The following is a 19,276-nucleotide window of genomic DNA, read 5'->3' on the forward strand; positions in this document are numbered from 1 at the left end:
AACCACTTTGCTGCATACCTTGTCAAGAATTCCAACCACAGTGCCATAGGTGATCGCTCACACTACGTGATCATTTTGACCACAACGTCGCGCCACCCTCGCAAATTAGGACTCCCTTAAGACGCTTGCGTGACAAAGAGGCCAAAAAGTGAACCATGTTCACATTCGGTCTCGCAACCTGGGGTTGAACCACAGGTTCCCGCTTTCGATGACGTACGCCGGACGTAATCCGCAGATTATGGGGCCACGGCACCGATCCGTTCGGGTGATGTCGAACAACCACCTAGTTGGCGGACCAGCATGAATCTGACGACAACCAGTTCTCGAGAGCCCGCTGCGGAGGCGATGATGCGGTTGCAGCTCAAGCTCTTCGGCCCGGTACGGGCCTGGCGCGGAAGCCAAGAGCTCGCGCTGGGGTCGGCACAGCGCCGGACGCTGCTCGCCGTACTCGCCTTCCAAGCGAACCAGGTCGTCACCCTGTCGGAACTGATAGACGCCATCTGGGGAGACCGGGCTCCCACCAGCGCCAAGGGAAGCATCTATACCTACGTCTCGTCGCTCAGGGCCGCGCTGGATCCAGCCCGGCCCCCTGGCAAGACCACCGAAGTGCTGACGTCGAGCGGGCCTGGTTACAGCCTCCGCATGGACGCCGAATCGATCGATGTCGTTCGATTCGAGCATCTCCGCGAGCGTGCCCGGTTGTGCCAGCGCGAACACGACTCTCGCGGAGCGCTCACCGCGCTGGACGACGCGCTCGGGCTCTACCAGCACGATCCGATGGACGGCCTGGCCGGTCCCTTCGCGAATGCTCAGCGCGACCGGCTGCGGGAGCTGCGGCTCGAGATCATCGAGCGACGCGCCAAGATCATGCTTGATGCGGGCGACCATCAGAGGGTGCTCGCGGGGCTGAGTCCTTTCGTGGCCGAACACCCCACCCGGGAAGGATTGCAGAACCTCTACCTGCTCGCCCTCTACCGATGCGGACGACGAACTGAAGCTCTGCATGTGTTCGAATCGATTCGCGCCGTCACCATCGAGGAGCTCGGCGCCGAGCCTGGCACAGCCCTGACCACTTGTTATGAACAGATCAAGGTCGACGACCCCGCGCTGTGGCGAGGTCAGGTGACCACACCGCGTGCCACGGTCACCACCCGGCGGCCGCAGGTCGTTCCACCGCCTTCGTTCGTCGGCCGCGACCGCGAACTGACGTCCATCCGGACATCGATCGGCAGGCTCGGCGAGGGACGCGGGAGTTCACTGTGGTTCGAGGGCGAACCGGGCATCGGCAAGTCCGCGCTGATTTCCGCCGGGTTCGCGGACGCACAGGGTTTCGGGTTCGCCATGGCCTCCGCGGACGAGTTGACCCGGCGCGCACCGTTGCAGGTCGTGCTCGACTGCCTTGAGATCGGAGTGAATTCACCCGACCCTCGCCGCAATGAAGTGGCGTCCGCCGTACGGAACCTCTCATTCGATGATGAGGAAGCCATCGAGGGCGCGATAGGCCTGACTGTCGATCTTGTGGCGAAACTCTGCGAGGAACGCCCTCTCGTCTTGGTCACAGACGACCTTCACTGGGCGGACCCGGCCAGTCTCGAAGTCTGGCGCAGGCTGGCGATCACCTGTGCCGAACTGCCGCTGGTGCTGATCGGCGTGACTCGGCGCGCGGCCGGTGATCACCAGCTCGAAAGGCTTCGTGCCGAGATCGCGGCGTCGGACACGCTCATTCACGAGCTGGGACCGCTGTCATGGACGGAAGTCCAGGACCTGGTCGCCGGTCTCACCGGCTCCACTCCGGAGCCAGGTCAGCTTGAACTCGCCCAGGCCGCGGCGGGGAACCCGCTGTTCGTCCGTGACATCATCACGGCGTCGGCCGGGATCGAACGCCAGGAGTCCGCCCCTTCAGGGCTCGTAATCCCGCAAGCGGCGCTCAATGCCATCGGCAGGCGACTGGGTTTCCTCTCCGCGGCCGCATCGGAAATGCTTCGTTGGGCTGCCCTGCTGGACAGCTCTTTCACCTTGGCCGACCTGGCGGTGGCCCAGGGTCGGCCCGCAGCGGAGTTAGGCTCCGTGCTCGACGAGGTTGAAGCCTCCGGCTTGGTGATCAGCAGTCGAGGGAAGCTGTCCTTCAAGCATCCGGTGGTCCGTGAAGCGCTTTACAAGCGGACCCCGACAGCGATCCGGCTTGCTCTGCACAGGCAGCTGGCGGAGGCACTCGCCGAGGTCGGCGCCCCGGTCGAGCGGGTGGCTTTCCAGCTGCTCGCCGCGCCTGTCCAGGTCGACAAATGGATCTGTGAATGGCTCGCGCACGAGGTCTACAACTTGGCCTCACGTTCACCTCTGTCCACTGTCCGGCTGCTCCAGAACGTGAACACCTCCGGGAGAGTGCCGTCGCTTCTTCGTGAGCGTCTCGGGATCGCGACGGCGCGGATCATGCTCTGGCTCGAACGGGACCTGACCAGCGAGGTCGGCCAGGTCGCCGCGCGAGCGAAGACGCCGACGGTGGTGGCCGAAATGCGGTGGCTTCTCGCCTATTCGAGCCTTGTACACGGTAAAGCGGACCAGGCCTCGAAAAGCGTACGAGAGGCGCTCCGAGACGCTGATACACCGAAGACTTGGCGGACCATGCACGAGGCGCTCCTGTCCCGGGCGCGGGTCGGGTGGCCAGTGTGCGCGCCGGTTTACGAACCCGCCGCCCTGGTCCCCGCGCAGCGGACCATGTCCGTCGTCACGCCCACGAACTCATATTGGGTGGGCAAGTGGGACGCTCCGTTACACGAACTTACCCGTCGGCTCTCCGGCGGGCCGACGCTCGCCCGCCACACTCTCAGCCGTCCCATGGACCTACGACAGCTCAGTGGCGTCGTAGCGGCGATTGCGGCACACCGGGGCCAATTGGACGACGCACGAGCCCACCTGAAGTCCGTTTGGACCCTCTTCCCCACCGGAGAGTTCCGCACCGACGGTACCGACTTCATCTTCGCGACGAACGCCTTGCTCGCCGAGATGCAAGGCCAGCCCGAGTTCGCCTATGGCCAGCTTGCGAGTTTGCTTGATTTCGGAGACGAGGTGGTCTGTCCATGGATGCCGGCTCTGGTGCGGCTGGCGATCTGTGTCGGCGAGTACGACAACGCCAAGGCAGCGACCCTGCTGTGTGAGAAGACTCCCGGGCAGGAGGCCACGGCACTTCGGTGCCGGGCGCTCCTCGACGAGGATCCGCTGCGCGCGCTCAACGCGGCCGCTCGTCTCCGCGCGGTGGGCAATCGATTCGGCGAAGCGCAGGCGATGGAAGACGCCGCGGTACTTCTTTCCCTCGCGGGCAACGCGACCAAAGCAGAGGCAGCGTCGCGCATCGCGTTGACCGGCTATGACGAACTCGGCGCCTTACTGGACGCCCGACGTGTGAAGCAGCGAATGCTCTCGAAGACCATCCGGACCTTCGGATGACCAGTGGCCGGCTCAGGGTCCAGGCGCTCGGTTCGCTGCGCGCCTGGCTCGATGGCGCCGAGGTCGACTTGGGCCCGGCCCGGCAGCGTGCAGTGTTCGCCGTACTCGCAACACGCGCGACGAAACAGCCCGTGACGCGAGCCGAACTGATCCAGGCGGTTTGGGGCGACGCCGCGCCCGCGAGCGCGAAAGGCAGCGTCCATACCTACATCTCCGGTTTGCGACGGATCCTGGAACCTGATCGGACTCGCTGGTCAACGGACGGCATACTGCTGTCGGACGGCACAGGCTACCGTCTGCGTTTGGAAGACTCGTATCTGGACATCGACGCGTTCGCCAGGCTTCGCGATACCGCTCGATCGTTCCATCAGAATGGCGACGCGGTCCGAGCAGTGGAAACCTTGGACAGCGCGCTCGCGTTGTGGAGCGGCGACGTCCTGTCCGGGGTTCCCGGTCCTTATGCCGAGTCGCTGCGGAACAGTCTCTCCGATCATCGGGTGCTCGCGCTCGAGATGCGCGCGGAAGCTCTCTTGATGACGGGTTCCCACGAAGATCTCGTACCTGAGCTGACCGTTCTCGTACGCAAACATCCCCTTCGCGAGCCTTTGTGGCAGGCGCTGATGATCGCCCTGTACCGCAGCGGGCGTACGGCCGAGGCCTTGGAGTACTTCCAGCGCGCACGTGAGATCCTGCGGAGTGAACTGGGTATCTCACCAGGCCCTGAACTGCTGAAGGTGCACCAGCGGATCCTGACCAATGACCCCTCCCTGGCATCGGCTGACTCGGGTGTGCCTCTCAACGAGCGGCTCTCAGTACTCCCAGGGCAAGCCGCCCGCGTGATGGAGGCGACCCGGAACGGAGCGCATGTCTGCCGGGGACGTGACACCGAGGTCGGAATTCTCCGGGATCTAGCCGACGATGTGGTGAACGGGCGGGGCCGAACAGCGTGGGTCGAGGGCGAGCCGGGCATCGGCAAATCGGACCTGCTCGCTTCGGCTCTGGCGGACATAAGTGACCGCGGTTGTCACATCGCGTGGGCAGCCGCGAGCGAATTGGAGCAGCAGTTTCCCCTGCAGGTGATCCTGGAATGTCTCGGCCTGGGTGCCGACGAAATCAGGTCCGAGCCGGCGCCAAAGGGCACCGACCCGGTCGCGACGACAGCGGACAAGGTGCTCGACTACGTGGATCGGCTTTGCGCCACCGCACCGCTGGTCATGGTCGTCGACGATCTTCAGTGGGCCGACGAGATGAGCGTGCTCATGTGGAACCGGCTCTCGGCAGCCGCGCGCCAACTCCCACTGCTCCTGATCGCCGCCTCGCGCCCCGCACCCCGCAGGGAAGAACTGGCACAGGCGCGTCGGGCGGCCGAATCACGTGGCCTTGAGGTACTCCCGCTCGGCCCTCTCGCGGGGTCCGACGCGGAGGAACTGCTGACCGACCTCATCGGCGCTCGTCCCGGTGAAGAGCTGCGGTCACTGATCGCCAAGGCAGCGGGAAACCCTCTCTATCTCCGCGAGGTGACGGGCGCGCTGGTGCGCGAGCAAGCCTTGGAGATAGTCGACGGGACGGCGCACGTCCGTGCCGGGACACATCTGCAGGCACCTGAGTCACTTCTCGACGCTGTCGCCCGGACCCTGGACCTGATGGGAGAGCTGACGAGGGAGACGGTGCGCAGGGCAGCGGTGCTGGGTATGGAGTTCGGTCTCTCCCAGGTGGCGGCCACCATGGGCAAGATGCCGTCCGAATTGCTCGGTGTCTTCGAAGAAGTAATGGACATGCGGATCATCGTCGATACCGGAACCCACCTGGCTTTCCGGCACCCCTTGCTTCGGCGGGCGCTGTACAACGAACTCCCCGAGGAGGTCCGTGCGGACTGGCATCGCCGCGCAGCCGAGGCACTCGCGGAAATCGGCTCAGGCGTGGAGCAGGTCGCACAGCAACTCGTCGCGGTCCCCACGGAAGTGAGCGACTGGGTCATCAACTGGACCGTCGACAACCACGAGTCCTTGTCGAACCGCGCTCCCTCCATAGCCGTCGTGCTACTACGCCGGGTTCTGGACAGCTGTTCCGCAGACGATCCACGATACGAAGTCCTGCTCTCCGCAACCGTCCTCATCATGTTCAGACTCAGTCAGGAGCCTCTCGAACTGGCGCAAAAGGCCATGGTCCTCTGCCGTGATCCGGGCCGAGCCGCGGAGATGCGGCATCTCGCGGCGGCGATGACCCATCGCCAGGGGAACACAGCGGCGGCGAAAGCACTGCTCGAACCGAACGACTCACCCGACGCCCCGCCCATCTGGCGGGAGCGGCGACGTTCCCTGCTGGCGAATTTCAGCCGTGGCGAACTCGACGACCTCGGCAGAGTGGCCCGGAAGGCCCGAAGCGCTCATCGCGAAGCTCTGGCGATCGGGGAGCCCTACCCCATCGGGCACGCACTCCAGACACTTTGGCTGGTCAAGTCGATCGAACGAGACCATAAAACCGCCCTGCGCTACATCGATCGTGCGATCACCGTGCTCGACGGCCAGGAAGAACATGCGGGCTTCTATTTCGACCTGCTGGACAACCGTCTTTTCAGCCTACAGAACCTGGACCGGCTTGACGAAGCTACCGATACGTTACGAACGGCGCGGAGGGCGGCTACGAGATACTCTCTGCCCCATGGGCTTCAGGTCTCGTCGGCCATCCAGAACTACTGGACGGGCAACTGGGACGACGCTCTGGCAGAACTGGACACCGTCACCGAGGACGGGCCGGCGATCACGTTCCATGGGCTTCGCGAACCAGGTCCGGCGGCCTTGCTGCTCCATGGCGTCGCGGGGCTGATCTGTGGCCGGCGCGGGGACAGCGAAGAAGCCGCCGCGCGCCTATACGCCGCCGAGGAATACCTACCGATCACGGACTCCGAACGGGAAAGCTGCGACTTCCTCCTGGTGGCTCGCTCCCTTCAAGCCGAGCAGGCGGGTGATGCGGGCAAGGCCATCGACCTGCTGGCACCTCTACTTGATCTGACCTTCGCCGAGATGATGCTTCGTCATCAATGGCTACCGCGGCTGATCCGGCTCGCTCGAGCGCAAGGACGAGACAAGATCGTGGACGAGGCTTACAGGGTCTGCGAAAGAGAAGCCGCCAAGGAGGTGGTTCCCGCAAGAGCGGCGACGGCCGCACAATGGTGCCATGCACTCGTCTCGCGTGAGCCGGAGCCACTGATCCAGGTCATCACCCATTACGGCTCGGTCGGGCGCGGCTTGGAGATGGCGACCGCTCTGAGCGATGTGGCGGTGCTGTTCGCCGAACACGGTCGCCACGATGAAGCGCAGACCGCGGCCAACGACGCGGCCGTCGGCCTGAGCGCGCTGGGTGCGGTGTGGGACATGAGGGAACTCGAGGATCGGATGCGGGAGTTCGGCATCACCCCTGGCCGACCGGACTCCGCCGTTTCGACGACAGGCTGGGCGTCGCTGTCGGCGCTGGAGCGACAAATCGCGGAATTGGTCGGCCGAGGGCGCTCAAATCCGGAGATCGCCGCCATTCTGACGCTTCCGCGACGTACGGTGCAGGCACATGTCACGCGCATACTCGCGAAGACCGGCTTGGCCTCACGGAACAGCTTAGCCGATCTTTCACGCGAAATCACCGCTTATACCGGTAACGCATTGGCACCAATGACGCGTGCGTAATAATAGGCGCTGTCCTTGACTGTCCGATCAAGTCCATCGGCGAAATCGACGTGAATCAGACCGAAACGTTGACTGAAGCCGAGGGACCATTCGAAATTGTCCAGCAAAGACCACAAGACGTAGCCGCGGACGTCCGCTCCCGCCTTGATCGCGGTGAGCACCGCATGCAGATGCTCGTGGATATACCGCTCACGTTCGTTGTCGCGCACCCGGCCACCCGGATCGACTTCGTCCTCGAATGCCGCGCCGTTCTCCAGGACGATCAGAGGAAGGCCGCCGGTATGGTCACGCAACCACAGGAGAAGGTCTGTCAGGACGTCAGGCGCCTGCTCCCAGCCGAACGAGGTCAACGGTCCTCGCGGCGGAAGCACGTCCAGTCCGCGCAGACCCGGCAGCCCGCAATTGCTCAAGGCTTCCAGGTCGTTCAGAGGCGTCACTCTGGCGGGGGCATAGTAGTTGACCCCGAGCCAATCCATCGGCTGTGCGATGATGTCGAGGTCGCCTTCCCGGATCACCGATGTCCAGCCGAGACGCCGTGTGTCGTCCAGGACGTCGACCGGGTATCCCCTGCCCAAGGCGGCGTCGAGAAAGAACCGGTTGTGCAAGCCATCGAACTTGCGTCTGGCCTCGAGATGCGGATGTTCGTCCGCATCCGCCAGGGCGGGAGCGAAGTTCAGCGCGAGCCCGAATTCCTGCCCATTCCGGGCTCCGGCGCGCAAGGCCTGCATGGCCATGCCATGCCCTAGCATAAGGTGATGGGCCGCCTGCAGGGCGCGCATCTCATCGGTGATTCCCGGTGCGTGAACCCCGTTGCCGTACCCGAGAAAGGCCGCGCAGAAGGGTTCGTTGACCGTCGTCCAGTGACCGACCCGATCGCCCAGCGCCTCTTGGACGACCGAACTGTACTCCGCGAACCGGAACGCCGTGTCCCTCGCGGGCCAGCCGCCTTCATCTTCGATTGCCTGTGGAAGATCCCAGTGATAGAGCGTCAAGGACGGCTTGATGTCACGAGCCAGCAAGGCATCCACCAGGCGGTCGTAAAAGGCGAGTCCTCGCGGTTCGCGTGTACGCCCGTCCGGCATCACACGTGGCCAGGACACCGAGAAGCGGTAGCTTGGAAGGCCGATTTGCGCTATGAGGTCGAAGTCGGCCTCATTGCGATGAAAGTGATCGCAGGCCACCTCTGCCGTGTGACCGGAGTGAATCTTGCCTTCCGTCGCGGCGAACGTGTCCCAGACCGAGAGGCCTCGCCCGGCCTCGGCCGTTCCGCCTTCGACCTGAAAGGCCGATGTTCCCGCTCCCCAGAGGAAGCCGGCGGGAAAGCTGTATGGTGGTTCCTCTTTCATTTCCATCCTCTCATGGCCTGACATCCGTCCCAGGCACTCCGCGAACGGTTCCCTTGACGAAATATCGGGCCAGCAGTATGAACAGGACGATCACCGGCGTCACTCCCAGTGTCGTGCCAGTGAGCATCAGAGCGTAATCGGTGTAGTAACCGCTGGCGAGTGTCGCCAGCGCCACCTGGACCGTCGGGCTCTCGTTCGGGTCCAGGACTACGAGCGGGAAGAAGAAGTCGTTCCACGCCGCCATGAACGTGAGCATCGCCAAGACGACCGCCTGAGGCCGTATGGCGGGCAATGCGACATGCCAGTACGTCCGCAGCACGGAACAACCATCGACTGTCGCCGCGTCGATCAACTCACGCGGCACCGCTTCCTCGCAAGCCTGGCGCATCCAGAAGACGCTGAACGCGCTTACCAATCCGGGCACGATCACCGCAGGCAGCCTGCCGTACCAGTCCAGTTCGCTCACGACGATGTACAGCGGGATGATCCCGAGCTGGGACGGCACCATCACAGTCCCCAATACGAGCAAGAACAGGGTGTCGCGACCGAAGAACCTCAATCTGGCGAAGGCGAAGCCGGCGAGGCTGGCCAGCAATACGTTGGACACCATCACCGTGCCCGACACGATCAAGGAGTTCTGCAGCGCCAGCCAGAAGTCGACCGTGTCGAAGACCCTGCGTACGTTCTCGGCGAGATGACCGCCCGGCGTCAGCGGGGGGATCCGTTCGCCGATCGCAGAGCTGTCCCTCGTGGACACGACGAACGACCAGTACAGTGGAAAGGCAGACCCGCACACGACCGCCATCAATGCACCGTAGACAAGGATGTTCGGACGACGCCGGCGTCGGTTGGCCATGCTCCGCGGCCGCGGCACAGGTTCCGCGGTCTTCATCAATTGGTCCCGGGGATCCGTCTGGCGAGCACGAGGGCGACCACCGCAAGCGCCACACAGCCGAGGAACACCACCCAAGCGATCGCGGCCGCGTATCCGGCGTCGAACTGAGTGAACCCCTTCTCGTAGAGGTACATGACCAAGGTCTGGAACTGGCGGTCGTCACCGCCGATTCCCGCGACCCCGGAGGTGTCGAACAGTTGCGGCTCGACGAAGATCTGCACACCGCCGATAGCGGAGACAACCGAGGTGAAGACGATCGTCGGACGGATCCCAGGCAGCGTGATCGAAATGAACCGCCGCCATCGCGAGGCCCCATCCAGTTCCGCGGCTTCGTACAGTTCAGCCGGCACACTCTGCATCGCCGCCAGATAGAGAAGCGCGTTATAACCCGCCCATCGCCAGATGACGATCAGGGCGATCGCCGGCTGAGCCGACCATGCTTCGGCATGCCAATCGAGCGCCGGAACACCGAGTAGGCCGAGCAGCCAGTTCACGACACCGAAGTCACGCCCGAAAAGCTGAGCGAAGACAAGCGCCACAGCCGCCACCGAGACCACGTTCGGCAAAAGGACCGCCGCACGCCAGAACGTGGTCGCACGGAGGGGACGGTCGAGCAGAGCGGCGATGCCGAGGGCCACGACCAACTGGGGCACCGCAGACAGGAGGAACAGAGTGATCGTGTTACCCAGAGCATTATAGAAATGACTGTCGGTCAACAGGTCTGCGAAGTTGCCGAGTCCGACGAATCCTTGACCACCATTGATCAGCTGCCAGTCGTGGAGCGATATCCAGAAGGTATAGAGGAGCGGGAACAAACCGAAGATCGAAAAGAGGGCGAAGAAAGGCAAGACCAGGAGGAACGGCGTAACTTTCCGGTCCCACCGAGCCGCGATTTCGCGGCTACGAAGCCGAAGCACGAGCTTCCGTGACTGCTTGATCCCATGCCGCGTCCACCGACTGCTTGCCCGACTCCACCCGCCCTAGCGCCGTGCCGAACGCCGGGCGTACCGCGCCGTCCTTGAGTCCACGGTAGTTGGGCTTCAGGTTGTCAGCGGAGGCTGCATAGATCCGACCGATAGGTGCTCCGCTGAAGTACGCATCGACCTTGCCCAGGACTTCCGGCGAACGATACGCGGCCGGCTCACTGGGCAGAATGTTCGACTCTGTGAACACCCTCACCTCCTGGGTGGGGTCAGTGAGCCATTTCGCGAGCTCGTATGCCTCTTTTTGGTGTGCTCCCTGCGCAGGCACGGTCAAGAAAGACCCGCCATTGTTGCCACCGCCGCCGGGGACAGCGGCGACATCCCATTTCCCTGCGTTCTCCTGGCCACCCGCTTCCTTGACCTGGGTAAGCATCCAGGCAGGGCAGGCGATGGTGGCGAAACCACCCTGCTTGATCGCGACATTCCAGGGTTGGGTGAACGGCGTGACCCTCGCGGTCTGCCCCTTGGCACCGATCTCCGCGGCGATGGTGAAGGCCCGGCGGAGGGCGGTGTTCTTGTCGGCTATGAAGGAATCGTCAGCCGCCGAGAAGTAATTCTCAGGTGATTGATTGAGGATCGCGGTGTAGACACCGCCCGCGGAATCGACGAACTTGCTCGCCGGCAGCCGCGACGAGTACTGATCCGCGATTTTGGCGTAGTCCTCCCACGTGGGCCATAGCCGCGAAACAACGTCGCGGTCAGTCGGCAGGCCGGCCTGGGCGAAGTAGTCCTTGCGGAAGCACATCGCCAGGCTTCCCATATCGGTACCGAGCCCCAGGACGACCTTACCTCCGTTCGCGAGGCCCTGCTCCCACTTCCATTGCGGCCACCGGCTCCGCAGATCAGCCGCACCCAGCGTGCTCAGATCGACGAACTTGTCGGTCGATTGGCGAAACTGCGGCATGTACTGCTCTTCAATCGCCAAGATATCCGCGGCACCGCGGCCTGCGGCCAACTGGGTCGCAGCGCTCTTGTGATGCGCTTCGAATTCGGCGACCCTGGTCTCGATCTTGATACCCGGATGAGTAGATTCGTACTCGCTCAACAGCGAGTCGTAGCCGAAATCACCAAAGGTGGCGATCGACAACTCTATGTTTTCATCCGAAGCCGGTCCGCAAGCCCCTGTCGCCACAATCAACAGCGCGATCGCCACCCCAGGACAGAAGCGCTTGAACCTACCGGAGACCATGCCAATTCCTCTCGATCACGGCGCTCGCCCACCGACGATAACGTTCTTGCGCGACCTGAGCCCTTGTGCCGCAAGGCTTCAGGTCGCAACCACGCGGGCGGGAGACATGAAAGTCACCGATCCACGTCGACTACACATCCCGCAGTGTCGCCACCCTCGGCTCGGCTACCGCGAAGGAGCATCCGATCGTTTCGGACGACCGTCCTATAACACTCGGTCAGCTCGTCCGAGCCGACCGCCGTCGATCCGATCGAAGTCCGCGGTGAACTCGAGAGCGCTGTATCGGAGAACGGCTCGATCGCCGACGCTGCCGCACACCACGGTTCCATAACGCACCAGCTCGGCCACGGACCCTCCGCGCACGCCCGAAAACGGCGACCTCCTTGCACGAGCTGTCACCTGCACACCCGTCGCGTCGGCAATAGGCAGGGCTCGCGGAAATTTTTACCACAAGACCATTCCGGGATTCGCGCCGTCGAGTAGATTTGTACAAACTGTTTGCCTGTCAGTACCCTCACCGCGCTCCAGGCTGGTCGCTCAAGGCCGAAGCAACAACCGGACCGGATCACCGTCGTGGTCGCGCATTCTGCGCACACCCTCCTGGGCCTGCTCCAAGGGCAGGACCGCGGTGATCGACGCCGAGACGTCGAGCCGGCCGCGGTGCGTGAGTTCCACTGAGTCCTGGAGGTGCCTCACGCGATATCCGCTATGACTGATGATGGTCTGACTGTTGCCGGTCAAGGTGAGCCGCTGTTGCCTCTGCATCACATCGGGCGTGGTCCCCACTACCACCAAGCGTCCTCGGCGGCCGAGGGCCGCTTGCGCTTGACCGAAGTCAGGCATGCCTCCGAGGAGGTCAAACGCCACGTCCAGTCCCTGCCCCTTGGTGATCTCCTTGATATATCTGCAGACACGACTGTTGGCCGGATCGAGGGCGACATCCGCGCCTCGCTCCAGCGAGCGTTCCCGCGCCGCCGGACGCTCGTCCAGCGCGACGATCGGTGACGCGCCGCAGATCCGAGCCAACTGGATCAAATGTGTGCCGAGACCGCCCAGCCCCCAGACTCCGACCGCCTCGGCAACTCGCAAGCGCGCGGTATCCATGGCCGCGTAAGGCGTAGAGACAGAACCGGAAAGAACGGTCGCGTGCTCAAGCGAAATGGAGCTGGGGACCGCGACCAGCGCGGTCGCCGACGTGACCGCGTACTCGGCCCAGGCACCGTCATAGTGAAGAGCCATCATCTGAAGGTCGGAGCAATTCTGCCACCCGCAGCCCACTCCGCACTCGGCGCACATCCCACACTCCCGGCCTGCCGCCATGACGACACGGTCTCCAGGAATCCAGGCCTTCACGCGGGAACCGACAGCCGCGACCACACCCGCCGCCTCATGGCCCGGCGTGATCACCCGCAAATGCGGCTTCACCCGACCGTCGATCAGGTCCACATCGGAATCGCAAATGCCACCGGCCTCGACCTTGACCAGTACCTCGTCCACATCCAGTTCAGGCAGTGGCACGGTTTCCAGAGTCAATTCCCCGGTGCCTGAATCGAAACGCACCGCGCGCATGGTGGCGGGCAGCCGCGCGACAGCACTCGCTTTCCCGACGGACGGCTGCCCTGAGCCGGGTGGGACTCGCTCGCCCATCCATGCTCCCCTCGGTCTCCAGACATCCGATGCCTATCGAGCCGTTCCAGGCCGGACGCGACTGTCGCGAAAGCCGAGCATACAAGCAACACAGGCGACGGCACAGCAGAAAACCGGCGCTTGCCCCTTCGACGCCTGAACAATGTCCGTTAATCCCGGCAGGCCACAACCATTTGACAGGCGAATGTGGAAATCATCCGTGCCGAACGCTACAGCCCTGGCATCCCCGAGGAAGCCACCGTCAGTTCACTGCTTCGCCATTCCCTTGGGCGCACGCCAGTGGATCATGACTCTACGGACTGTCGAATTCATCCGACAGCGACCGCACCGACGCTAGCCACGGAGAGCGGGCCTCCAGGAACCCTGAGCGATGCCCTGATCCTGCTGACCGTGGTCAGCGCGCGACAGGCAGTCCCTCAGGGGCCCCGCCCGGCCTCGGCGTTCCTTCGTTGAAGGCGGGCGTGAAGACGGACCTCAGATCGTCCCTGCCGGAGATTCCCAATTTGCGGTAGACATTCGACAAGTGGAACTCCACAGTGCTGCTCGCGAGCCGGAGGCGGTCGGCCATCTCCTTATTACCCAACCCCGCTTGCGCGAGGTTCATGACTTCACGTTCTCGCGCCGTCAGGCGCTTCCCTACGTCCGACGCCACCCACCGCCGAGTCGCGTCGTCGACACGGGTTACCCAAACTTCGCTGCCCAACTCGCAAGCCGTTACGCGAGCTTCGTCCAGGAAGGCTCGAGCGTCGTCGAGCTGCCCGTCCAAGGCCATTTTGAGGCCGAACTCGTAGCAGGCGCGCATCAGTGTTCCGCGAGCCGGGCTGCACCGCAGGTGACCGATCGCCTCGCGAAGCGTCTCGAAGTCTTCGCCGTCCCCGGACACCAAGGCCGCTGCGCGCAGGGACGAGCCGATCACGCGCGAGGTTCCCCAGCTACGGGCGCTCAGGAGTTCATCGTCGGCCAGCGAATGAGCCAAGCTTCGCCGCTCGATCGCGGCGGCGCACAACGCCGCATGTGAACGCCAATTGCTCACCGCCGGATTCGTGACACCCCATTCGGCGAGAAAACGACCGGCAGCGACGAAATCCTCGTACGCGGAATGCGGATGCCCCATGGCCTCACGGAGCGAGCCACGTGCAGCGAAAATCACGGACCGGTCCACCGCCTCTTCAAGACCATGACCGAAGCCGAAAGTAAACAGCAGGTTCTCTCCACGGTCCAACTCGCCGAGGTCCACCAGCGCGTGAACGGACCAAGCCACCGCGACCTCGACGAACTGAGGGAATATCCCATGCTGAAGCGCATCATCCAGCAGCCGCACGGCGACTCTCGGCTCCCCGCCCTGCAAGGCGACCATCGCCCGCAACACGATCATCGCCGAACGATGGGGGTGGGAGGCATCCCAGCCCGAACGCTTCAGGGCCCGGTCCAGCTGATCTCGCACTGAGTCGAGCTCTTCCGCGTACAGGAGCGCCAACACTGCGTACCAGAACGTCCCCAGGTCTTCCCAGGCGAACGACTCCATTGCGCGATGAGCTGCGTCAACCGCCGCCTGACGCTCACCACAGCGGTTGACCTGCAAGATGGCCGACGTCGCGGCAAGTCGCGACGGCTGAATGGGTCCGCGGACAGGCCGGCAATGATACTCCGCCTGGGGCGTTCCCGCCACATAGACCAGCTTCTCGAAGTCACAGCCTGTAACCTTCGGCGAACCAGCCGAGAGCGCCTTACGAAGGGCCGACAAGACCGTTTCGCCGGCTTCACTCCATCTCCCCATGCGATCCAATCGGACTCGCTCGGCTCGAGCCTCCTCAAGGGAATGAAGGATCGTCGCGACGTCATCGGTCTCGTACTGCTCACGCAGGAGACGGGTATTCGTCTCCTCGGAAATCTTGCGCCCCGTCGCTGACATCTTGCGTTCCTTCCTGAGAGATACCATCGGCCGCGCGCCTCGACGCCCAGCTGACTCTCCGAAGAGTAGGTTACACCCAGACACACCCAAAACCCGAAGAATTTTCATGACTCGGGAGGTGCGCAGCACCAAACCATGATCACCATTCCGACTCTGTCGCCCATTAGGATTAAATCCGCAAAGCGGTCACTGAATGCGACAAGAAGTCAGCGGTCCAACTTCTTACGCATCACCTATACGGGTGACGGCTTACTGGTCCGCGTTCGGCGCGGTGTCTTACGAAGAGCCTGTGAGGTTCGCGCTTTCTCCGCCCTTGTCTTCATGGCCAGGAGAACCTTCGCGCGGCCGACCAGCCCCTGGGAGACACGATGCGGCTCAGGCGATCGACTCGGTGTCCAGATGGGCGACCGGAACCGCCTGCGTCCTGTCGACGGCCTTGATATCGGAACCGAAGCAGTGACCGGAGCAGTGGTCGGCGGCTCCCGTGACGAGCGCTACGACCGACATGGTATCGCGCACGGCACCGGTGCCGTCCGGGCTTCCAGGTTCGAATCCTGCCACGCAAACGCCTGCGTCGACGGTCTCGGTGGCCACGCGCGCGACGAAGTCACGATGGGCTGCCCTGACCTTGGGTAGCCGGTTGCGCTCGAGCGCCTGGTCCAGCATGAAGATCACCCGCCCTCTGCCGAAGTCGAACAGACGCAGCAAGCCACCCAGCACCGGATCGACACAGGTACTGGAACCGAGTTCATCACCGGCTTCGACGGGCGGGAGGGTCCGGGCATCGAGTATGACGTCGAGACCACCCAGTTCGCGGACCGCTTCAGCGGCGGCATCGGTCCCTGAGATCGAGGACGCAAGGTTCGCCTGACGGGCCACGATCGCGGTCCGAGCGTTGTCAGGTGTCACTGCCGTCCGTCCGTCCGCCGCGGCTTGGGCGTCCATGATCAGCACTGACATTCCCGCTGTCGCGAGTCCGGCTGCGGACTCCGATGCCAGCCGCGAGGAGCCCCCGAGCACGACTATCCTCAGTGGAGGGGGACGCATCGCCTTGCCCGTCGCCGATCGGGGTATTTCGTGTACCCGCTCCATCGCACGGACACGTTTGTACGGTGACACCCTCGCGGCGACGTGCGCCTCCAACTCGGCGAGGGACACATCGCGCGACGCCACGACGAATGCCTTCGGTATCTCACCGGCCAGCGGATCTGGTTGGCCGATCACGACCACGTCTTCCACCGCGTGGTGTTCGAGCAGCAATCCTTCGATCTCGGCAGGGGCGACCTGATGTCCTTTGTACTTGATGAGCGACTTGATCCTGCCGACGATGCGCAGAAACCCTTCCTGGTCGAGCAGAGCGAGATCACCTGTGCGGAACCAGCCCTGGTCGTCCCCGATCGGAGGAGCGGACGCGCCCAGATAGCCGGGAGAGACCTGCGGTCCACGCAACGCCAGCTCTCCAGGCTGCCCGCGGTCGACGGGTTCCCCGGTATCCGGATCGAGAAACCGGGCCTCCGTCCCGGGCAAGATCGTGCCAACGGAACCCAGCGGTCCGGGCCGGTCGTCGGCGGTGAAGGAGATACATCCCGCCTCGGTCATTCCGAATCCCTGCACAACGGGTGTTCTCAGCTTCCGCGTGCACCCCTCCGCCGCGGTGGCGGGCAACGGGCCGCCACCCGAGACGATCAAGCGCAGTGCAGGCAACGATGGTGGCACCGGCAGGGACGCGATCCCGCCGATGACGAAGGGCACGAGGTAGGCGACCGAAACCTTCTCCACTGCCACGATTCTGAGGAACTCGTACAGCTCGAACCGAGCGGGAGCGATCACCAGGGCGCTACCGGCATGCAGAGCCGGGTTCATCGCCATCTGCATGCCGTAGATGTGGCGCAGCGGGCCCGCGCAGGTGACCACGTCACCGTCACCGAGCCGATGGACCTTGGCGATCTGCTCCAGCCCGGCCACGAGATTCCCGTGCGTGACCTGGACCATTTTCGGCGGGCCCTGAGTGCCGCTGGAGGACATCAGGACCGCGGTGCGCCGGCGACCGGAAGAGGACGCCGGCAAGGACCCGTCAACCGAAGAGGTGATCGCCTCATCCCACGGGCGGCCCTCGGTTCCTGGTACCGGCCCTGCTCCGATGAGAACAGGGGAAAGAGGGAACGAAGACGGAGTTCGCCACAACGCGGTGTCGGCGATGATCGTCGTCGCGTCGCATTCGGCGGTGGTCTTCCGCCATTCCGCCTCCGCGGCCCGAGGATCCAGTGGCAGGACGACACCACCTGCGGCGAGAACACCGTAGTAGGAGATCACGAACTCCGCGCTGTTCTCGGCCAAGACAGCGACGACGTCGTCCTCTTGCAGTCCCGTCGAGCGAAGATGTGCGGCGAGTGCGGCTATCGCTGCTTTCAATGCCGCGTAACTCCAGCGCTGAGGGTGGACATGCGAGTAGTCGATCAGGGCTGTCCGGCCGTCGGAGGGCGCGGTCCCGAGAACATGACCCACGAGGTCGGTTTCGAGCCCAATGGCTTGGGAGATCACTGGATCACTTCCTCTCGATGGCCCGTGGTCACCAATGGGCACCTGCGGTGGACTGGTCCTCGACGAATCGGTCGAGGACGTCCGCCGCGGCCCGGACGTCCTTGTCCAAGGGACGGTCCCCGGTGATGGGATCCACCACTTCGGAAAGGGCCGCCACCAGTTCCGCGCATCGTGGCGCCATTCGCCTGCCCGCCCTGAGATATGCCGCCTGCCGTAGTCCTACGGCCAGGCTCCCCTGAATCAGCCGCAAGTTCTGAGCCTGCTCGAAGGCGGTCAGCGCGGCTTGGGTCCCGAAGGGAACGATGTCCTGGTTGTGCAGGTTCGTCGGCAGGCTCTGGACGCTCGCCGGGACACAGGCACGGCGCATCGACGCCACGATGGCCGTCGTCACCAGCTGGACTCCCTGAACAGCGTGTTCGGCGCCCGGTTTCGGGGACAACATCGGCGGCAGGCCGCTGCTGCGGACAGGATCGACGAGGAGATCCAGCTGACGTTCCGCGAGGTTGCCCATCTGAGTGGCGACGATCGACAGCATGTCCGCGGCGAACGCGACGGGCTGCCCGAAAAAGTTGCCGCCGTGGGCGACCAGATCGGCGTCCGGAAAGAAAAGCGGGTTGTCGCTCACCCCGTTCAGGTCCCGTTCGACGACGTCACCCGCCCACGCCAGGGCTGACCAGACGGCTCCCATGAGCTGCGGAACGCAACGAACACTGTAGGGCTCCTGCAGTTGCCGGTCGCCGGACGCCACGCTGCCTTCGAGAAGGCCCCGCAGGCGATCCCCCGCTGTCACCGTCCCAGGATGCCCGAATGCCTTGAGCAGTAACGGCTCCAAGAACCTCGGCTCAGCGCCGAGAAGATCGGTGAGCAAGGCGCTCAGCGCGAGCCCGCAGTCGTAGGATCGGCGCAGCGCCGCGACCGCGAGTCCGGCGGCGGCGCTGGTGACAGAAGTTCCGTTGACCATCGAGAGGGCGTCGCGTCCGGTGAAGGTCAAGGCCTGCAGGCGAGCCTTGACGAGCGCCTCCGCTGCCGGCATTCTCGCCCCCTCGAATCTCGCCTCGCCCACCCCACGCAGGCTCTGGGCGATGTAGGCCAGCGGAACCAGATCACCGCTCGCACCCACCGAGCCGAGCGTGGGGACGACCGGGGCGAAGTCGATCTCCAGCGCCGCGCGAAGTGCTTCTAGAGCCGCGGGCGAGATTCCCGAGATGCCCCTTGACAACGACCACGTTCGCGCCAGCATCGTGGCACGCACTACCGCATGCGAAAGGTCTGGGCCCTGCCCTGCGGTGAGATGCTGGAGAGCGTTGTCGCACTGTTCTTCGCTGCTGCCGCGCCCTCCGAAAGTGACGAGTGGGCCGAAACCGGTGGTAGCGCCGTAGACAGGTCGCTCGCCGGACAGGCACTCGCGGACGAACGCGTGGCCTAGGTCTGTCCGATTCGCGGTCTCACCTTCCAGCATTACCTTGAGTGGTCGCGCGGCGGCCTCCAGCATTCCCGCGGTGAGGTTACCGGCTGGATCGAGCATCACGGTCCCAGCAGTCTGCGCCATCACACCTCCATGAAATTCGCCACGGTCGACAACAACCAAAGAGACGGAGGAACTACCGAGTGATCGAGGGCCCGATGGCCGCCGAGTCGA

The 19,276-nt window shown here is 64.1% G+C and carries 10 protein-coding genes; 2 read left to right on the top strand and 8 right to left on the bottom strand.

What is annotated here, in order from left to right:
- The first annotated feature begins 348 nt into the window (after positions 1 to 348).
- Positions 349 to 3,444, top strand: a complete 3,096-nt coding sequence (locus ACLJPX_RS35420) for a BTAD domain-containing putative transcriptional regulator (RefSeq protein WP_410604709.1) — start codon at positions 349 to 351, stop codon at positions 3,442 to 3,444.
- Positions 3,441 to 7,124 carry a BTAD domain-containing putative transcriptional regulator gene (locus tag ACLJPX_RS35425; protein WP_410604710.1) on the top strand — a complete coding sequence of 1,228 codons (3,684 nt, stop codon included), beginning with the start codon at positions 3,441 to 3,443 and terminating at the stop codon, positions 7,122 to 7,124. Before ACLJPX_RS35420 ends, ACLJPX_RS35425 begins: the two co-directional genes overlap by 4 nt.
- On the opposite strand, the gene ACLJPX_RS35430 is transcribed toward ACLJPX_RS35425, so the two are convergent.
- The 8 genes from ACLJPX_RS35430 to hutH all read right to left on the bottom strand — a co-directional run bounded on the left by ACLJPX_RS35430 (position 7,085) and on the right by hutH (position 19,186).
- Complete coding sequence (locus tag ACLJPX_RS35430) at positions 7,085 to 8,470, bottom strand: GH1 family beta-glucosidase (protein ID WP_410604711.1); 1,386 nt, start codon at positions 8,468 to 8,470, stop codon at positions 7,085 to 7,087. The genes ACLJPX_RS35425 and ACLJPX_RS35430 overlap by 40 nt on opposite strands.
- A gap of 10 nt (positions 8,471 to 8,480) precedes the next feature.
- Positions 8,481 to 9,326 (bottom strand): carbohydrate ABC transporter permease, encoded by an 846-nt coding sequence (locus tag ACLJPX_RS35435; protein WP_410604801.1) that lies wholly within the window; start codon positions 9,324 to 9,326, stop codon positions 8,481 to 8,483.
- A 35-nt stretch (positions 9,327 to 9,361) separates the two neighbouring features.
- On the bottom strand, positions 9,362 to 10,219 hold the full coding sequence (locus tag ACLJPX_RS35440; protein WP_410604802.1) for a carbohydrate ABC transporter permease: 858 nt from the start codon (positions 10,217 to 10,219) through the stop codon (positions 9,362 to 9,364).
- Between the two features lie 46 nt (positions 10,220 to 10,265).
- Entirely contained in the window at positions 10,266 to 11,537 is a 1,272-nt protein-coding gene (locus tag ACLJPX_RS35445; protein ID WP_410604712.1) for an ABC transporter substrate-binding protein, read from the bottom strand.
- A gap of 537 nt (positions 11,538 to 12,074) precedes the next feature.
- Positions 12,075 to 13,184: an alcohol dehydrogenase catalytic domain-containing protein gene (locus ACLJPX_RS35450; RefSeq protein ID WP_410604713.1), complete on the bottom strand. Its 1,110-nt coding sequence runs from the start codon at positions 13,182 to 13,184 to the stop codon at positions 12,075 to 12,077.
- 394 nt (positions 13,185 to 13,578) lie between these two features.
- The gene (locus tag ACLJPX_RS35455) at positions 13,579 to 15,096 is read right to left on the bottom strand and encodes a helix-turn-helix transcriptional regulator (RefSeq protein WP_410604714.1); all 1,518 of its coding nucleotides are present in this window, start codon (positions 15,094 to 15,096) and stop codon (positions 13,579 to 13,581) included.
- Between the two features lie 375 nt (positions 15,097 to 15,471).
- The gene (locus tag ACLJPX_RS35460; protein WP_410604715.1) at positions 15,472 to 17,679 is read right to left on the bottom strand and encodes an AMP-binding protein; all 2,208 of its coding nucleotides are present in this window, start codon (positions 17,677 to 17,679) and stop codon (positions 15,472 to 15,474) included.
- On the bottom strand, positions 17,666 to 19,186 hold the full coding sequence (gene hutH / locus ACLJPX_RS35465; RefSeq protein ID WP_410604716.1) for an HAL/PAL/TAL family ammonia-lyase: 1,521 nt from the start codon (positions 19,184 to 19,186) through the stop codon (positions 17,666 to 17,668). Before hutH ends, ACLJPX_RS35460 begins: the two co-directional genes overlap by 14 nt.
- Positions 19,187 to 19,276: the final 90 nt, after the last annotated feature.

The organism is Amycolatopsis sp. lyj-90, assembly GCF_046549035.1.
GTDB lineage: Bacteria > Actinomycetota > Actinomycetes > Mycobacteriales > Pseudonocardiaceae > Amycolatopsis.